Annotated in this window: 12 protein-coding genes; 9 read left to right on the top strand and 3 right to left on the bottom strand. The window is 74.2% G+C overall.

All coding sequences use genetic code 11. The annotated features are described in order from the left end of the window. Positions 1-139 precede the first annotated feature (139 nt). The gene (locus AOQ53_RS23710) at positions 140-844 is read right to left on the bottom strand and encodes a FadR/GntR family transcriptional regulator (protein WP_059420238.1); all 705 of its coding nucleotides are present in this window, start codon (positions 842-844) and stop codon (positions 140-142) included. A gap of 196 nt (positions 845-1,040) precedes the next feature. Here AOQ53_RS23710 and AOQ53_RS23705 point away from each other — a divergent pair, with 196 nt between their 5' ends. The 8 genes from AOQ53_RS23705 to AOQ53_RS23665 all read left to right on the top strand — a co-directional run bounded on the left by AOQ53_RS23705 (position 1,041) and on the right by AOQ53_RS23665 (position 14,127). Beyond that, positions 1,041-2,423 carry an SLC13 family permease gene (locus tag AOQ53_RS23705; RefSeq protein WP_059420236.1) on the top strand — a complete coding sequence of 461 codons (1,383 nt, stop codon included), beginning with the start codon at positions 1,041-1,043 and terminating at the stop codon, positions 2,421-2,423. Positions 2,424-2,475: 52 nt separating this feature from the next. Then, the gene (locus AOQ53_RS23700) at positions 2,476-3,921 is read left to right on the top strand and encodes an acyl-CoA synthetase (RefSeq protein ID WP_059420234.1); all 1,446 of its coding nucleotides are present in this window, start codon (positions 2,476-2,478) and stop codon (positions 3,919-3,921) included. Then, the gene (locus AOQ53_RS23695; RefSeq protein ID WP_059420232.1) at positions 3,914-5,287 is read left to right on the top strand and encodes a carboxyl transferase domain-containing protein; all 1,374 of its coding nucleotides are present in this window, start codon (positions 3,914-3,916) and stop codon (positions 5,285-5,287) included. Before AOQ53_RS23700 ends, AOQ53_RS23695 begins: the two co-directional genes overlap by 8 nt. A gap of 80 nt (positions 5,288-5,367) precedes the next feature. Next, positions 5,368-5,778 carry a CU044_2847 family protein gene (locus AOQ53_RS23690; protein WP_059420242.1) on the top strand — a complete coding sequence of 137 codons (411 nt, stop codon included), beginning with the start codon at positions 5,368-5,370 and terminating at the stop codon, positions 5,776-5,778. Beyond that, positions 5,775-7,499, top strand: coding sequence for a VMAP-C domain-containing protein (locus AOQ53_RS23685; RefSeq protein ID WP_059420230.1), 1,725 nt, complete (start codon positions 5,775-5,777; stop codon positions 7,497-7,499). Before AOQ53_RS23690 ends, AOQ53_RS23685 begins: the two co-directional genes overlap by 4 nt. A gap of 70 nt (positions 7,500-7,569) precedes the next feature. Next, positions 7,570-8,589, top strand: coding sequence for an AAA family ATPase (locus tag AOQ53_RS23680; RefSeq protein ID WP_059420228.1), 1,020 nt, complete (start codon positions 7,570-7,572; stop codon positions 8,587-8,589). After that, the gene (locus tag AOQ53_RS41515; RefSeq protein ID WP_078945461.1) at positions 8,579-12,925 is read left to right on the top strand and encodes an SAV_2336 N-terminal domain-related protein; all 4,347 of its coding nucleotides are present in this window, start codon (positions 8,579-8,581) and stop codon (positions 12,923-12,925) included. Before AOQ53_RS23680 ends, AOQ53_RS41515 begins: the two co-directional genes overlap by 11 nt. Positions 12,926-13,089: 164 nt before the next feature. Next, complete coding sequence (locus tag AOQ53_RS23665) at positions 13,090-14,127, top strand: rod shape-determining protein (RefSeq protein WP_059420225.1); 1,038 nt, start codon at positions 13,090-13,092, stop codon at positions 14,125-14,127. A 21-nt stretch (positions 14,128-14,148) separates the two neighbouring features. Here the strand turns inward: AOQ53_RS23665 and AOQ53_RS23660 are convergent, their stop codons facing one another. Both AOQ53_RS23660 and AOQ53_RS23655 read right to left on the bottom strand, forming a co-directional pair. Next, a complete protein-coding gene (locus tag AOQ53_RS23660; RefSeq protein WP_059420224.1) occupies positions 14,149-15,102 on the bottom strand; it encodes a sensor histidine kinase in 954 nt (317 codons plus the stop codon). Next, positions 15,099-15,455, bottom strand: coding sequence for an STAS domain-containing protein (locus AOQ53_RS23655; protein WP_059420240.1), 357 nt, complete (start codon positions 15,453-15,455; stop codon positions 15,099-15,101). Before AOQ53_RS23655 ends, AOQ53_RS23660 begins: the two co-directional genes overlap by 4 nt. 184 nt (positions 15,456-15,639) lie before the next feature. On the opposite strand from AOQ53_RS23655, the gene AOQ53_RS23650 reads away from it, so the two are divergent. Then, complete coding sequence (locus AOQ53_RS23650; RefSeq protein ID WP_059420222.1) at positions 15,640-16,335, top strand: ANTAR domain-containing protein; 696 nt, start codon at positions 15,640-15,642, stop codon at positions 16,333-16,335. Positions 16,336-16,602 lie beyond the last annotated feature (267 nt).

Genomic DNA, 16,602 nt, shown 5'->3' with positions numbered 1-16,602 from the left:
CTGGGGGTACCCCCTGCTCGAAGAGCTTGGGGGAGTGCCGGCCGGAAGCCCTCGTAATGGATGTACTCGGGCTTTCGGCCGGTGCGGCGAGAGAGGCGTGCCGGGCGTCGCGACGGGGCGAACGTTGCTTGCCGGGACACTAGGACTCCTCCGGCTCCCAGTCCAGCAACCGCACCTTCGCCACCGTGCGGACGTGGCGTCGCATGGCCGTGGCCGCCCGGCGGGGCTGCTGTGCGGCGATCGCGTCCAGGATGGCCTGGTGCTGGGAGAGGGAGCGGGACGGGCGGCCGGGCTGGCGGAGGGACTCGGTGCGGCTCTCGGCGATCTGCTCGGTGATGGAGCGCATGAACTCCGCGAGCAGACCGCTGTGGGCCGCCGCCGTCACGGCCGCGTGGAACAGCCGGTCGCCCTCGACGCCGTGACCGCCCGCCGCGATCTCCTCCGACATGTGCGCGAGCGCCGAGCGCATCGCGTCCAGGTCCTCCTCCGAGCGCCGCTCCGCGGCCAGTTCGGCGAGCTTCGTCTCCAGCGCCTCCCGGGCCTCCAGTACGTCGGGCAGGCGCCGGCGGCGTTCCACCATCCGCTCGACCGGCTCGGTGTCGAGGCTGTCGCGCACGAGGTACGTGCCACCCCCGTGCCGGGCCTCGACCAGGCCCTGGACCTCCAGCACCACGATCGCCTGCTTCACCGAGGCGCGGCTCACCCCGAGCCGCTGGGCCAGATCGCGCTCGGGCGGCAGCCGGTCGCCGGCCCGCAGGCCGCCCTCGGCGACGTACTGACGCAGCCGCTCCAGCACCTGTTCGTAGAGGCGCTGTTTCGTCATGGGGCGCAGGGCGTCGGTCACGGGGTCCCCCTCTCGCCGGGAGCGTAACACCGGCGCCTCTCAGTGGCGGAGTGGCTGAACCAATTCTCGCGCGACCCCTTGACGGGCGCCCGAGCCGGACCCACGCTGTTCAGCCAACGCACCTCAAGTGGTTCAGCCACTCGACCACTCTCCTGGGTGCTCCCAGCCGCTCCGGGGCCCAAAGACGGGAGCCCGTATGTCCCCCGAACTCATCTCGATCCTCGTCCTCGTCGTGGTGTTCGTCATCGCCACCACCCGTTCCGTCAACATGGGCGCGCTCGCCTTCGCCGCCGCCTTCGGGGTCGGCGGGCTCGTCGCCGATCTCGACGCGGACGGCATCTTCGCCGGTTTCCCCGGCGACCTGTTCGTCGTCCTGGTCGGCGTCACGTACCTCTTCGCGATCGCCCGCGCCAACGGCACCACCGACTGGCTGGTGCACGCCGCCGTCCGGCTCGTGCGGGGGCGGGTGGCGCTCATCCCCTGGGTGATGTTCGCGCTGACCGGCGCCCTCACGGCGATCGGCGCGGTCAGCCCGGCCGCGGTGGCGATCGTCGCGCCGGTCGCGCTGAGCTTCGCCGCCCGGTACGGGATCAGCCCGCTGCTGATGGGCGCGATGGTGGTCCACGGCGCCCAGGCCGGCGGCTTCTCCCCGATCAGCATCTACGGCTCGATCGTCAACGGCATCGTCGAACGGGAGAGCCTCCCCGGCAACGAGGTGGTCCTGTTCGTGGCGTCCCTCGCCGCGAACCTGGTCATCGCGGGGGTGGTGTTCGTGGTGTGCGGCGGCTTGAAGCTGTGGGCGCAGGGGGCGGTGGACGAACGTGACGGCGGCTCGGGCGACGACGGCGGCAGTCCCGCCCCAGCTGCGGGCAGCCGTGCCGCTGGGGCGGCACCCGTCCCACAGGGAGCGGCACCCCGCTCCGCCGGGCTGCGGACAGACCCGGCCTCGGCAACCGGCACGCTGAGCCCGGAAACGACCAGCCTCACCCCGGCCCGCGTCGCAACCCTCGCCTCCCTCCTCGCCCTGGTAGTCGCCGTACTCGGCTTCGACCTGGACGCCGGCCTCACCGCAATCACCCTCGCAGTGGTCCTCAGCACACTGTGGCCGGAAGACAGCCGCAAGGCAGTGGGCGAAATCGCCTGGCCGACGGTTCTCCTCATCTGCGGCGTCCTCACCTACGTAGGCGTCCTCGACGAGATGGGCACCATCACCTGGGCAGGCGAGGGCGTAGGCAACATCGGCCTCCCCCTGCTGGCAGCAGTACTGCTCTGCTACATCGGCGCACTCGTCTCCGCGTTCGCCTCCTCCGTGGGAATCATGGGCGCCCTGATCCCCCTGGCCGTGCCGTTCCTGGAACGGGGCGAGATCGGCGCGATCGGCATGGTGGCCGCACTGGCCGTGTCGGCGACTGTCGTGGACGTGAGCCCGTTCTCCACGAACGGCGCACTGGTCCTGGCCGCCGCCCCGGACGTCGACCGCGAACGTTTCTTCCGGCAGCTGATGGTGTACGGAGGGATCGTGGTGGCGGTCGTACCGGCGGCGGCGTGGCTGGTGATGGTCGTGCCCGGCTGGGGCTAGTGCCCCGGTCACCTACGGACAACCGCAGGCAACAGCTAAGGAGATGTGACGCGTGACCCCCCTCTTCCCGGCCCTGACCGAAACCCCGGCCGACCGCCCCGCCCTCCGCTTCGGCGAGCGCTCCCTGACCTACGCGCAGCTCGCCGCCGCGGCCGGTGCGACGGCCGGACGCGTCCAGGGGGCCCGCCGGGTCGCCGTGTGGGCGACGCCCACGATGGAGACCGCCGTCGCCGTGGTCACCGCGCTGCTGGCCGGCGTGCCCGCCGTGCCGCTCAACCCGAAGTCGGGCGAGAAGGAGCTCGGGCACATCCTGTCCGACAGCGCACCCGACCTGGTGCTCACAGCCCCGGACGACCAACTCCCCGCCCCCGTACGGGGCCTGCCCCGACTCGACGTCGACGTGCACGGCAGCGGCCCGGCCCCCGAGGAGCACGCCGACGAGTCCGACCCGGCACTGATCGTCTACACCTCCGGCACCACCGGCCCGCCCAAAGGTGCCGTCATCCCGCGCCGGGCGATCGCCTCGACCCTGGACGCGCTGGCCGACGCGTGGCAGTGGACCGGCGACGACGTACTCGTCCACGGACTGCCGCTGTTCCATGTGCACGGCCTGGTCCTGGGCACCCTCGGCCCGCTGCGGCGCGGCGGCTCGGTGCGGCACCTGGGCCGTTTCAGCACGCAGGGCGTCGCCCGGGAGCTGAACACCGGGGCGACCATGCTGTTCGGCGTGCCGACGATGTACCACCGGATCGCGGAGGCGGTGACCGGCGACCCGGAGCTGGTGAAGGCGCTGACCGGGGCGCGGCTGCTGGTGTCCGGTTCCGCCGCGCTGCCCGTGCACGACCACGGGCGGATCGCGACGGCGACCGGGCGGCGGGTGATCGAGCGCTACGGCATGACGGAGACGCTGATGAACACCAGCGTCCGTGCCGACGGCGAGGCCCGCCCGGGCACGGTCGGTGTGCCGCTGCCGGGCGTGGAGCTGCGGCTGGTCGAGGAGGACGGCTCGGAGATCACCGCGTACGACGGCGAGTCCGTCGGCGAGATCCAGGTGCGCGGCCCGAACCTGTTCACCGAGTATCTGAACCGGCCCGACGCCACCGCCGCCGCCTTCACCGCCGACGGCTGGTTCCGCACCGGCGACATGGCGGTGCGCGACCCCGACGGCTATGTCCGGATCGTCGGCCGCAAGGCCACCGACCTGATCAAGAGCGGCGGATACAAGATCGGGGCGGGTGAGATCGAGAACGCGCTCCTGGAACACCCGGGGGTGCGGGAGGCCGCCGTCACCGGGGAGCCGGACGCCGACCTGGGCGAGCGGATCGTGGCGTGGATCGTCCCGGCGGAGCCCCAGTCCCCGCCGTCGCTCGACGAGTTGGCGGATCACGTGGCCCAGCGTCTCGCCCCGCACAAGCGCCCCCGGGTCGTCCACCACCTGGACGCCCTGCCCCGCAACGACATGGGGAAGATCATGAAGCGGGCGCTGCCCCATGACTGAGCACCTCCCGACTGAGCACGTCTCCGCGACTGAGCGCCTCTCGGCCCGCGCGGTCGTCGGCGCTCTCGCCGACGACGCCACCTTCACCAAACTGCCCGTCGCCATAAGCGAGTCCAGGCCGGACGGCCCGCTCTCCTGGCCCGGCTACGACGCCTCCCGCGCCCGTGCCGCCGAACGCACCGGCGAGCAGGAGTCCGTGGTCTGCGGCACCGCCCGCGTCGGCGGCACCCGGGCCGTGCTGATCGCGTTCGAGTTCGGTTTCCTCGGCGGCTCCCTGGGCGAGCGCACCGGTGAGCGGCTGGAGGCGGCGTACACCTACGCCCGTGAGCACCGCCTCCCGGTCGTGCCGCTGGTCGCCACCGGCGGCAGCCGGATGCAGGAGGGCATGCTCGCCCTGACCCAGCTCCAGCGGGTCGCCCGTCAGTCGGCGCTCACCAGGGAGGCGGGTCTCGTGCAGGTCGCCGTGCTGCGTGACCCGACCACCGGGGGCGGCTGGGCCACCCTGGGCGCGGGCGCCGACGTGGTCCTCGCGCTGCCCGGGGCCCAGGTCGGCTTCGCCGGCTCCCGGGTGCGTCCGGCGGACGCGGACCCGGCGGCGTACACGGCCGAGGCGCAGGTCGCGGCGGGGGCGGCGGACGCGGTCGTACGGCCGGAGGAGCTGCGGGAAGCGCTGGGCCGGTGGCTGCGGCTGCTGACGTGCCCGTCCGGCACGCCGGCCCCGCCGCCCGAACCGCTCGGCGACGACGCGGGCCTGCCCGCCACCGGCTGGGACGCCGTCCGGCGCGCCCGCTCGCCCCGGCGCCCGCGCGCCGCCGCCTACTTGGACGCCTACTTCTCCGACCGGGTCGCGATCAGCGGCGACCGCTGCGGTGGCACGGACCCGGACGGCATGCTGTGCGGCTTCGGCACGCACGAGGGCCGTACGGTCGCGTACGCCGCCCAGACCGGGACCGCGACCCGCCCCGCCGGCTACCGCACCGCCGCCCGTCTGATCCGCCTCGCGGACCGCCTGGGCATCCCGGTGCTGACGCTCGTCGACACCCCGGGCGCCGCCAACGACGCGGAGGCGGAGCGGCAGGGCGCGGGCGCCGCGATCGCGGACCTGTTCGGTGCGGTGGCGGGCGTGCGCACCCCGGTGACGACGCTGGTGATCGGCGAGGGCGGCTCCGGCGGCGCGCTGGCTCTGGCCGCGCCCGGCAACACCTGGGCCACCCCGGACAGTTACTTCTCGGTGATCGCACCGGAGCTCGCGGCGGCCATCCTCAAGCGGCCGCCGCGCGAGGTGGAGGCGACGGCGGACCAGCTGCGCATCCGGCCGCAGGATCTGGTGGAACTGGGGGTGATCCGGGGGACCGTGGGACCCTGAGTTCGGTGGATGCCCCACGCGACATCAAGTACCTTCCGTAACAACGGAAACGCTCAGTGCTGTGGGACGACGGGGGTGTCGTGGACGGGTTGGTCGAATTCAGGACCGGTGACGGTGCCGTGGTCGCGGTCGAGGCGGTGGAGGAGCGGTCCGGCTCCCGCCTGGTCTCCCGCGGCGACGGCACGGTCCAGGCGACCCGCACCTTCGAGGGCGCCCTGGACGGGGTGCGCTCGGCGGCGGAGTCCGCGCTGCGGGTGTTCCGGGACGGCTCGCTGAAGCCCGACGGCGTGGAGATCGAGTTCGGAGTGAAACTGTCCGCGGAGACGGGCGCGTTCATCGCCAAGGGCACCGCCGAGGGCCATCTGGTGGTCAAGCTGTCCTGGTCGCCGTCCGCGCCGGAGACAACGGCCACGCCCGTGGGCCGGTCCACACCGGTGTCCCCATCCACACCGGAAGCCCCCTCCGCCCCGGAGGCCGGCGCCGCGTCATGAACAGCGCCGTGGACAGCGCACTGGTGAGCGCCCTGAACAGCGCCGAGTGGCACGCCCGGATCGAGTTACGGGGCCGGGTGGCCGGAGCGGGCTTCCTGGTCGCGCCCGGCACGGTGCTGACGTGCGCCCACGTCGTGGGGGACGGCGAGGGCCTGACGGTGACCTTCACGGAGCGGCCCGGCTCCCCGCCCGTGCCCGCCCGGGTGGTCGCCCACGGCGGCTGGACCGGCTCCAGCACCGACCTCGGCGACCTCGCCGTGCTGGAACTCGACCGGGAGATGCCCATCGCCCCGGCCGCGCTGGCCCCGGTCGACGCCGCGCACGGCACGGCACCGCGCAAGCTCGTCGTCTACGGCTTCCCGGCCGGCTTCGACGAGGGCACCCTCGCCGAATACCGCGTCACCGCACCCCAGTTGATCAAACGGGAGTGGATCCAGCTGGAGGCCTGGCACCCGGGCGGTCAGTCCCTGGCCCCCGGCTTCAGCGGGGCCGCCGTCGCCCTGGCCGACACCGGCGAGGTCGTCGGCATGGTCACGGCGGCGGCCGGCACCCGGGACGTGCGCAACGGCCGGATGATGCCCACCCAGGTGATGGCCCGCTACTGGCCCGCACTCCAGAGTCTGGTCCCCACCTCCGACCACACCACCGCCGACCGGGCCCGGCTGCGTGCCCTGGTCGAGAAGGCGGCCCGCGCCGGCGTGGACTGCGACCCGGTCCGGCTCTACACCGCGGCGGCCGACCCGTTCGATCCGCCGCCGCCCGAGGAGGGGTTCGACTCGCTTTGGTCGGCGGCCCTGTTCGTGCTGTGCGAACTGGACGGCCCGGGCGCGGCGCGGACGGTGTCCCGGTTCGCCGACCGGCTTCAGGCCCTGCTGCACACCCCTGTCGTGGAGCCTTCGGCGCCCGACTGGTCGCCCATCCTCGTCGAACTCGGGCACAGCGGCGCGGGCGACGGCCTGGTCCGCGTCGAGGTGTCCGCGTACAGCGAGGGGCGGCGTCACCCGGTGGACTCCGGCACGGTCGAGCAGCACCGGCTGCGGGCATACGTGCGGGACCGTATCGAGGCGGCCTTCCGGTATCTGACGCCCGGCGCCGACGAGTTGGTAGCGTTCGCGCTGCCCCGGGACTGGCTGGACTGGCCCGTCGACCGCTGGGAGAGCGCCCCTGACGACGCCACCCCGCTCGGCTGCGTCTACCCGCTGGTCGTCACCGACCACGCCCGGCGCAAGGCCAGCACCCGGCATGTCCTGACCCGGGCCTGGAAGCGCCTGGACTCCTTGCCCGGCGCGCGGATGCACCGCGTGGAGTGCGGCGGGCCGGAGGAGCCCGGGCGGCTGCGGATGCGCCTGCGACGGCCCGACGCCTGCCTCGCCGGGTTCGGCACCGCCCCGGCCGCCTCCCGCACCCGGCCGCACTTCGACACCTCGCTCACGGCGCCGGCCCCGGTGATCGTGTGGTCGCGCGACGGCTGCGGCTCGGGACAGGAGGACTGCTCCGGAACGGACGGCTGCACCGGCAAGGCCTTCCTCGACGCGCTCGACGCCTGCCTCACGGCCGTACCGCCCGCCGAACTTCCCCGGCAGGTCCTGGCCCTGCGCGAGGAGGCCGACGCCGAGGACGAGCACTGGGCCCACGGCATCCAGCTGCTCTGGGACGACCCGCGCGTCTTCACCGACCCGCACGCCGTCGCCGCGGCCCACGCCCGGACCCCGGTGGCCTGACCCACCGCGGACCCGGCCCGGCGCACCTGAGAACCACCAGCTCGAAAACGGAGAGCGGAGACCATCCCCCATGCCGCACTGGTCCGTCTACACCGGCAGCAACGAGCCGCACGACGGCATCGACGACCTCCCCGCCCCACCGCCCTGGCGTGCCTTCGACGGCGGGCCCGTCCTGCCGCCGCCCGAGGACGGCGACGACGCGTCGGCCGTCTCCCCCGACCGCGCGCACCGGGCGAAGTCGTACGTGGCCACCCCGGAGAGCGTCCGGCTCGTCAACGCCGCGCTCTGCCTGCGCCGCCCCCTGCTCGTCACCGGCCCGCCCGGCACCGGCAAGTCCTCACTCGCGTACGCGGTGGCGCGCGAGCTGCGCCTCGGCCCGGTCCTGCGCTGGAACATCACCAGCCGCAGCACCCTCGCCGACGGCCTGTACCAGTACGACCCGCTGTCCCGGCTGTACGCGGCCCGGGAGCGGCGGGACGGGCCCGGCCGTTCCGCCGGTGACGTCGAGGACCACCTCCGCCTTGGCCCGCTCGGCACGGCCCTGCTCCCCTACGACCGGCCCCGCGCCCTGCTCGTCGACGAGATCGACAAGAGCGACCTCGACCTGCCGAACGACCTGCTGAACGTCCTGGAGGAGGGCCAGTACGAGATCCCGGAACTGGTCCGTGCCGCCCGCCACTGCGGCGACGGCGCGGCCGAGGTCCTCGCGGACGGCACGGACACCCCGGTCGCCGTCCACCGCGGCCGGGTACGCTGCCGGGCCTTCCCGTTCGTCGTGCTGACCAGCAACGGCGAACGCGAGTTCCCGCCCGCCTTCCTGCGCCGCTGCGTCCGGCTGAAGCTGCGCCGCCCCGACCGGGACCAGCTCACCGACATCGTCCGCGCCCACCTCGACACCCCGGACGGTCACGCGGACCGTCTGATCACCCGCTTCCTGGAGCGGGCGGGCGGCGGCGAACTCGCCACCGACCAGCTGCTGAACGCCCTCTACCTCACGGGAGTCGCGGGCCTCGACGCCGAGTCCCGGGACGACCTCGCCGAGCAGCTGATGCCGTACCTCAGCGCGACGGCCGACGGCGATGGTTTCTGACCACGGCAGCGGGCCGTCCCCGGTCGCCCGGCTGGCCGCGGCCCTGTCCGCGGCCGGCGCGCCGCCGACGCCGCGGGAGCTTGCCGAACTGCTGTGGATGGCCGCCCAGTTGGCCCCGGACCGGCAGGAGGAGGAGCCTTCGGGGGAGCCCGGCGACGGCGACACCCCGTCCGCACACGAGGGAAACACCCCTGCGGAGGCGGAAACCCCCGTCCCCGTGCCGCCGCAACCGGAGCCGGAGCCGGTCCGCCACACCCCCGACCGCGTCCCTCTGTCCCTGCCCGCCCCACGCTCCTCGCACCACCGGCACGACTCCCCGGGCGGCGGCGGATCCCCCCTCCTCGCCCCCGCGCCCCCGATGCTGCCCCATCCCCTCGCGCTCCAGCGCGCACTGCGCCCGCTGAAGCGCAAGGTGCCCTCCCCGCACGCCCGGGTGCTGGACGAGCGGGCGACGGCCGACCGCATCGCCCGGCTCGGCGCCCACCCCGACGTATGGCTCCCGGTCCTGCGCCCGGCCCCCGACCGCTGGCTGCGCCTGAACCTCGTGCACGACACCGGCCCCACCATGCCGGTCTGGCGCCCCCTGGTGAGCGAACTGCACACCGCCCTCGCCCAGTCGGGCATCTTCCGTACGGTCACCCTGCACCCGGCGACCCCGGACGGCCGGGCCCGCCACGTCCCCGTCCTCGACGACGGCCGCACCGTCACCCTCGTGATCAGCGACTGCATGGGCCCGCAGTGGCGTCCGGGCGAGGCGGGCGACCGCTGGTACCGCACCCTGCGCCACTGGGCCCGCCACCTGCCGCTCGCCGTGGTCCAGCCCCTCCCGGAGCACCTGTGGTCCTCGACCGCGCTGCCCGCCGAGCCGGGCCTGCTGACGTCCCCGGCCACGGCGGCGCCCTCGGCGGCCCTGGCCTTCACCCCGTACGACACCGCCCCGCCCCCGGACCGGGCCCTGGCCCTGCCGGTCCTGGAGCCGGGCGCCCCCTGGCTCGCCCACTGGGCGGCCCTGGTCGCCGGCCCGGGCGGCGCACGCACCCAGGGCGCGGCGGCCTGGCTGCCGCCCGCTCCCGCACCACCCGCGGAGCCGACCCCGGACGTCGCCGGCTCCTCCGCCGAGGACCTGGTGCTGCGCTTCCGCGCGACCGCGTCGCCGGAGGCCTTCCGGCTCGCCGGGCACCTCGCGCTGGCGGTCCCCTCGGTCCCGGTGATGCGCCTCGTGCAGCGTGCCGTGGACCGCGACCCGCGCCCCCAGCACCTCGCCGAGGTGATCCTCAGCGGCATGCTCACCGCCGTCCCGGGCCCGCCCGGCTCCTACGAGTTCCGCCCCGGCGTACGGGAACTGCTCCTGCGCTCCCTCCCCCGCACGACCCGGAGCCGTACCCGCGAGTTGCTCGAGCAGGTCGGAGGCCTGATCGACGAACGGGCAGGCCTGGCGGCCGGCGAGTTCCGTGCCGAGACGACGCGCGAACGCGACGCCTCCGGCACGGCGTTCGCGACGGTGAGCGAGGAGACGGTACGGCGGCTGGGCGGGGAGTCAGGGGAGAGCCTGATCGGAGGGCGGTACCGGCTGGTCGGGCGGCGAGGGCGGAACGGACGGGTGTGCACGGCCGTGGATGTCCGCACGGACCGGCGGGTGGTCGTACGCCGGTATCGCGGCCAGCCCGCGCCGCACGAGCGGTTCCTGAGGGAGGCGCGCGCGCTGGCCGGCGTCGACGATCCGCATGTGGTGCGGGTACTCGACTTCGGGGTGGAGGACGACGCGCCCTACCTGGTGACGGAGTTCGTGGACGGCCTGACGTTGTCCGAGGTGCTCTCGGGCGTCTCCTTCCGGACGTTCGCCCGCCTGGTGTGCCAGGGCATGGCCGGTCTCGAAGCCCTCCACTCGCACGGTCTGGTGCGCGGGGAGCGCGGGCCCGCGGGACTGTTGCTGCGGCCCGACGGCACCGTGATGCTGAGCCGGTTCGCCCTGGGCGAGGAGTCCCGGGGCAAGGGCCCCGAGTCGGACGTCGCCGAGTTCCGGTGGCTGCTCAAGCAGTTGGCCGCCGGCGCTTGGGTTCCCGCCGAGCACCAGGAGCTTCTCGACCTGATCGACCAGCGCAGGCTGCCCGAAGCCGCCGCCTACGCGGCCGGCCTGCCCGCGACGGCCCCGTGGCCGCCGCCGCGCTATTTCACCCTGCTCGGACCGCTGCGCATCAGCGACGGCACGGCCGACATCGAGGCTCCCTCACCGGAAGCCCAGGCGCTCTTGTCCATGCTCCTGCTCCGCCATGGACGGCGCGTGACCCACGCAGAGCTGGCCAGGGGGCTGTGGGAGGAGCCCGTGGCGGAGAGCGAGGCCGCCCACCGCATCGGCCGTCTGGCAGCGGAGGTACGGCAGGTGCTGCCCACGGGTGGTCTTGTCAGCTTCTCCAGCGCGTACGCCCTGCACGTGCCGGACGTCTGGGTCGACGTGACCCACTGCGAGGAAATCCTCAGCGGCGACCGCGGCGACCCGGCCGAAATCCGGCGCGCCCTCAGCCTCTGGCAGGGGGATCCCCTGGAGGGTGTCCCCGGCCCGGCCGCGGCAGCCACCCGCGAGGACCTGCGCGCCCGCCGGCTGGAACTCCTCGCCACCCTGGAGGACCTGGAGTCCAGCCGCCGCCAGTCGGCCACCCCCACGATCCTGTTCGAGGCCGACGACCTCACCGGCCGCCCCGAGGCCCGTATCACCCTCGAGTACGCGGTGCACGAGATGCTCTCCCGCGGCGCCCTCACCGCGTCCCAGTTCGACGTGCGGGTCCGCGACAACGGTTACGTCGTCCACGCCGAACCGGGCACCTATGTGCTCCCCGTGCTGGTCGCGGTCCTGCGCGGGCTGCCCGAGGTGTTCACCGGACTGGTGGATCCGCCGCGTCTGACCGTGACGTTCTGGGACCGGCCCACCCCGCCGCCGGAGGCACCGCACGTGCCCGCCGACATCCAGGTGGTCCTCTCGCCGGACGTGTACGAGCAGTTCGCCGGCAGCTCGGCGGCACAGGGGCCGCAGCGCTTCCAGCCCCTCTACCGGGGCGGCGCCACGGACACCCCGCCCGTCGCCTGGTACTGCCCGCTGTCCCCTTCCACGGCCGCCCCCGAACCCGAGGCCCGCGACCTGGTGCGGGGCCCCTTCATCACGCACGACCTGCGCCGGCTCGGGATACCTGCCCCGGGCCGCACGGCCGTCGTCCACACCCAGCCCGACGGCCCGCTCACCCTCCTCAACCCCGCTCAGCCGCACGGCGACCGGCAGCCGAGCCTCGTGACGTACTACGAGGTGGACCTCACCACCCACCAGTCCCACCACTGGGTCTCCCTGCCGAGTTCCGGCAAGGGCGCCTTCGCCGCCGCGGTCGAACTGTCCTGGCGGGTGGACGACCCGGTCGCCTTCGTGCGCGCCGACGTCACCCGGGTCTCCGAGCCGCTGCTCGGCCATCTGCTGGAGGAGGCGGGCCGTATCACCCGCCGCCACCCGCTGCGCCGGGCGGGCGCGGCCCAGCGAGGGGTCAACGCCGGGCTGCGCAGGTGGCCGGTGCCGGGCCTGTCGGTGGCGGCGTCGGTGCAGCTGGCCCCGGAGGGCGCGGCCCTGCCCGGACGGGGCCCGGTCCCCACGGAGCGCCCGCTGTCCGCTCTCCTCGGCGAGGCCGAGACCGTCCTGCTCGGCTTCGACGGCCCCATGGCCCGGCTGTTCTCGGCGACCGCCGCCCGCGAGGCCGCGCTCGAGCTGCTCGCCCTGGTCGCCGAGCACCGCGACCCGCAGGACGCCCCGACAGGCCCGCCTCTGGCCGTCACCGCGGCACGGGAGGCGTTCCCGCATCCGCTCGACGTCCTGCGGGCCTTCGCCCAGGACCGGCTCGGCCCGCTGCTCCGCGACCGTCTCGACGCGATCGAACTGCGCGCGGTCCCCGACGCGCCGACGACCCACAACTCCGTGCCGCTGGTCCGGGCCCTGCACGGCTCCGGCCGCCGCGTGAGCGTGGTCTCGGACGTCAGCGCACCGGCCGTGCACCGCTACCTGGAGCCCTACGGCCTCCCCCTGGCCGGCATCCACGCCCGCGGCGCGGACCTCACCCTGCTGACCCCGCACCCCGACTGCCTCCTGCGCGCGATGCACTCCTCCGGCGGCGCCGCCGCGACCGGCGTGCTGATCGGCTCCACGGTCGCCGAACTCACCGCCGCCCAGCAGGCAGGGGTGCGCTTCGTCGGCCTCGCCCGCAACACCACCGCCGCCCGGCAGCTCGACGAGGCGGGCTGCGAGACCACCGTCACCTCCTTGGCACCGCTCCTGGAGGCAGCACGCTCCCTCCAGGCCCGGTGAGGCACAACCGCCCGTTCGGCGGCGACCCGCCCGGCCCCCTCAGAAAGGCGCCCCCGTCCCCTCCCGCGCACGATGCGAGGGAGGCCCGCCGCCCGGCGGCCCCACGTCTGCGAGGCCCGCCACCTGGCGGCCTCCCACGGTCTGTGCTCTCGGGAGGACCTGCCATGACCGCCAGTCTGGAGCGGTTGCGCCGCTGCCACTTCGCCGTCGACCTGGGGGCGGCCCGCACACGCGTCTACGTCAAGGGCGCCGGGCTCGTCGTCGACCAGCCGTCCGCCGCGGCCGTGAACACCCGCAACGGCGCGCTGATCGCGGTCGGCGAGCTCGCGGAGAGGATGACGGGCCGCACACCGGACTACATCCGGGTGGTACATCCGGTCTCCGGCGGCACCGTCGTCGACATCGAGATGGCGCAACGCATGCTGCGGCACCTGCTCGGCGACAAGATGCGCCGCAGCCTGCGCCGCAAGCCGATCCTGCGCGCCGCGGCCTGCATCCCGCACGACGCCGACCCGCTCGCCCAGCGCGCCGCCATCGAGACGCTGGTCGGTCTCGGGGCACGTCGCGTGGAGCTGGTCGACACGCTGATCGCCGCCGCCTTCGGCTGCGGACTGCCCGTGGAGCAGCCCGAGGCCACCATGATCATGGTGTGCGGTGCCGCGGCGACGCAGGTGGCCGTGCTCTCCCTCGGGTCGATCGTCACCGCCGAGCGCATGCCGGTGGGCGGCGAGGCCGTCGACAACGCGATCGTGCAGCACCTGCGCCACGAGCACGAGCTGATTCTGCCCAGCCAGTCGGTACGGCCGTTGCAGCTCGCCCTGTCCGGCAACGGCCTCACCCCGCACGGCCCGGCCTCGACGGAGATCCACGGGCGGGACGTCGCCACCGGCCTCGCCCGCTCCGTCCAGGTCGACACCGCCGCCGTGCGGGACGCCATCCAGACGCCGCTGACCGCCGTCCTGGACGGCATCGGCAAGGTGCTGCGGGCCTGCCCGCCCGACCTGGTCGCCGACCTCGCCGACCGGGGGATCATGATGGTCGGCGGCAGTGCGCTGCTGCCTGGTCTGGACCAGATGCTGCGTCAGGCGACCGGTATGCCCGTGCACATCGCCGAGCGGCCGGACGTGTGCGCCGTGCAGGGTCTCGGCGCGATGCTGGAGGGCAGGATCGAACCGCTCACGCTGGACCCGCTGGGATCCTGAGCGGCCGGCGGGGCGAAGCCCTCAGCGGGCGAACCAGCAGCGCACGGTCGTCCCGTCGTCTCCCCGGTGCACCCGCACCAGGTCGGCGATGAGGTTCACCAGCAGCAGTCCCCGCCCGCCGCGCTGGTCGCGGGGCACGGGCCGGCGTCCGGCCAGAGGGTCCGCGAGCCGTCCTTCGTCGCGCACCTCGCACACCACGTACCCGTCCTCGGTCCACACCCGCAGCACCCCGGAACCGCCGCCGTGAACCACGCTGTTGGTGGTGAGCTCGGCCGTGGCGAGGGCCAGGTCGTCCAGCTTGACGCCGGTGAGTCCGAGCCGCGTGCCCTCTCCGACGGCCACGTGCCGGGCCTGGGAGAGCGAGCCGGAGTCGAAGGCGAACGTCAGCGCGTCCGGCACGGGCGGCAGCGCCTCGTTGTAGCGGGCGACGACGTCCTCGGGGGCGTACGCGTCACTGCCCTGCTCCAGCCGGGAGCCGGAGGGGATGACGGTCGGGTGGGTGGCGTAGGCGTCGGCGAGGACGTGTTCGGGGAGCCGCTCGACGTCGTACGGACACAGGATGGTCGCCGTACGGCCCCCGAAGGCCGCGTTGATGAGCGCCTCGTGCTGGACGCACGCGGGGTACTCCGTGTCGGAGCGCCCGGCCCAGATGGGCTCGCCGATGATCCGCACCCGGCGTCCGGGCGGCTGGGCGTCTGCGAACGCGCGTAGCACACCGGGGATGATCCGCCCGGGGTTGCGGCCGGCCTCACACATGTCCAGCAGCCGCACCGCCTCGGCGGCCTCGCCCAGGGCGTCCCGGATCAGCGCGAGGTTCTTGCCGGGCACCGCGACCGCCACGGGGTCGCCGGCCGCCAGGCCCTCGCGTACGAAGGGCACGGTGACGCCGAGGTACTCGTCCTCGTCGCGGTAGAAGAGCGCGGGATGGACGAAGGGCTCGAGGGGTCCGAAGGGTTCGGCCACGGCAGCCGTCATGACACCGATACCTCGATCCCGGCATGGTCGGGCCACAGCAGGTCCAGCGTCCGCCGCAGGGCCGGCGGCGGACGTCGCACCACGAACCGCCGGCCGTCCCCGAGCTGCCCGGCGGCAGCCGCGAGCGCACCCGCGCCCGCGACGTCGACGAACGTCACGTCGGACAACTCAAGGTAGTACACGTCCTCATCCTCGCGAACGGCCTGCTCCAGTACGCCTTCCCAGATCGCACGTGTCGTCAGGACGACCTCGCCCGCCGCCCGGACACCCTGCCGCCCGGCCAACGGGAACACCGCCAGGCCCGGCACGGAACCACAGGCCCCGGCGGCCGGCACCCGATACTGAGTGTTCAAGCCCCTCTCCCCACGCTTGTGGACCACAGCGCTGGTACCCATCCGGGAGAATCTCATTCCCCGCAGTGGTGTGTAGCACGCCGTACGGCGGGCAGGCGCATCTCACACCGACGTCGACGGGGGCGAGTGACGTCGTGCAGTTCCCGCGAGGAGGAACACGACCGACGAAGACAAAGGCGGTGACATGACGTCAGCGGCATCACCACATCGCACAGGAGGGTTGAACACACTGGTCATCAGTGGCCGCGTGGGCGCGGACCGGGCTGATCTCACCCCGTGCGGTGAGCTGGTTCACGGCTGCGCGGAAACTCTGGCCAGGACCCTGGCCGAGCTGCCGCCCACGATCACCCGGGTGGACCTGGACATGAAGGGCGTGCACTTCATGGACACGGCGGGTCTGCAGTTCCTCGACGTACTGGGCGACTTCGCCCGGCAACGATTCGTGACGGTCACGACCACCAACTGGAACGGCCAGCCGCGCCGGATCCTGGAACTGGCGGGCCTGGACACGACCGACCCCCTGCGTCCCGCGCCCCGCCCCGACCCCGAGCCCGCCCAGCCGTCGGCCCCGGTCTCCTCCGCGGTCGCCCTGGAACGCTCGGAGCGCCTGCACGTCCTCCAGGAGGAGGTCGAGCAGCTCCGCCAGGCCATCGCTTCCCGCCCGGTCATCGACCAGGCCCGGGGCATCCTCATGGCCAGCCACGGCTGCACGTCCGACGAGGCCTGGCACATCCTCCGCGAGACCTCCCAGCTGTCCAACACCAAGCTCCGCGACGTGGCCGCCGCCGTAACGGCCAGCGCGAGGCCCGACAGCCCCCGCCCGTCCCCCGCCCTCCGCGAGGCCTTGCGGCGAGCCATCGCCCGCCGCCGCCAAACCTGAGACCCAGCCCGAGGACTCCACCCCGAGCCGCCCGGCCCCCACCCCTGGCGGCCCCGACGTCCGACACGAACCCACACGACCGGTCTCGCTCGCGCCCACCGCCCATCGCCCCCGGACCGACCAGGTACCGGCCACAGCCGACCGACCGTTCCCCCCCCGGACCGACCAGACACCACCCCGGGCGACCCCAACGGCCGGGGCCACCCCACCCCACCGGTCCCTCCCGCACCCACCGCCCATCACCCCGGGTGAAGCGCACCCCAAACC

Origin of the sequence: Streptomyces azureus (assembly GCF_001270025.1) — a bacterium.
Lineage (GTDB): Bacteria > Actinomycetota > Actinomycetes > Streptomycetales > Streptomycetaceae > Streptomyces > Streptomyces azureus.
The sequence above is the reverse complement of the archived record's forward strand: the minus strand, read 5'-3'. Positions and strand labels throughout refer to the sequence as shown.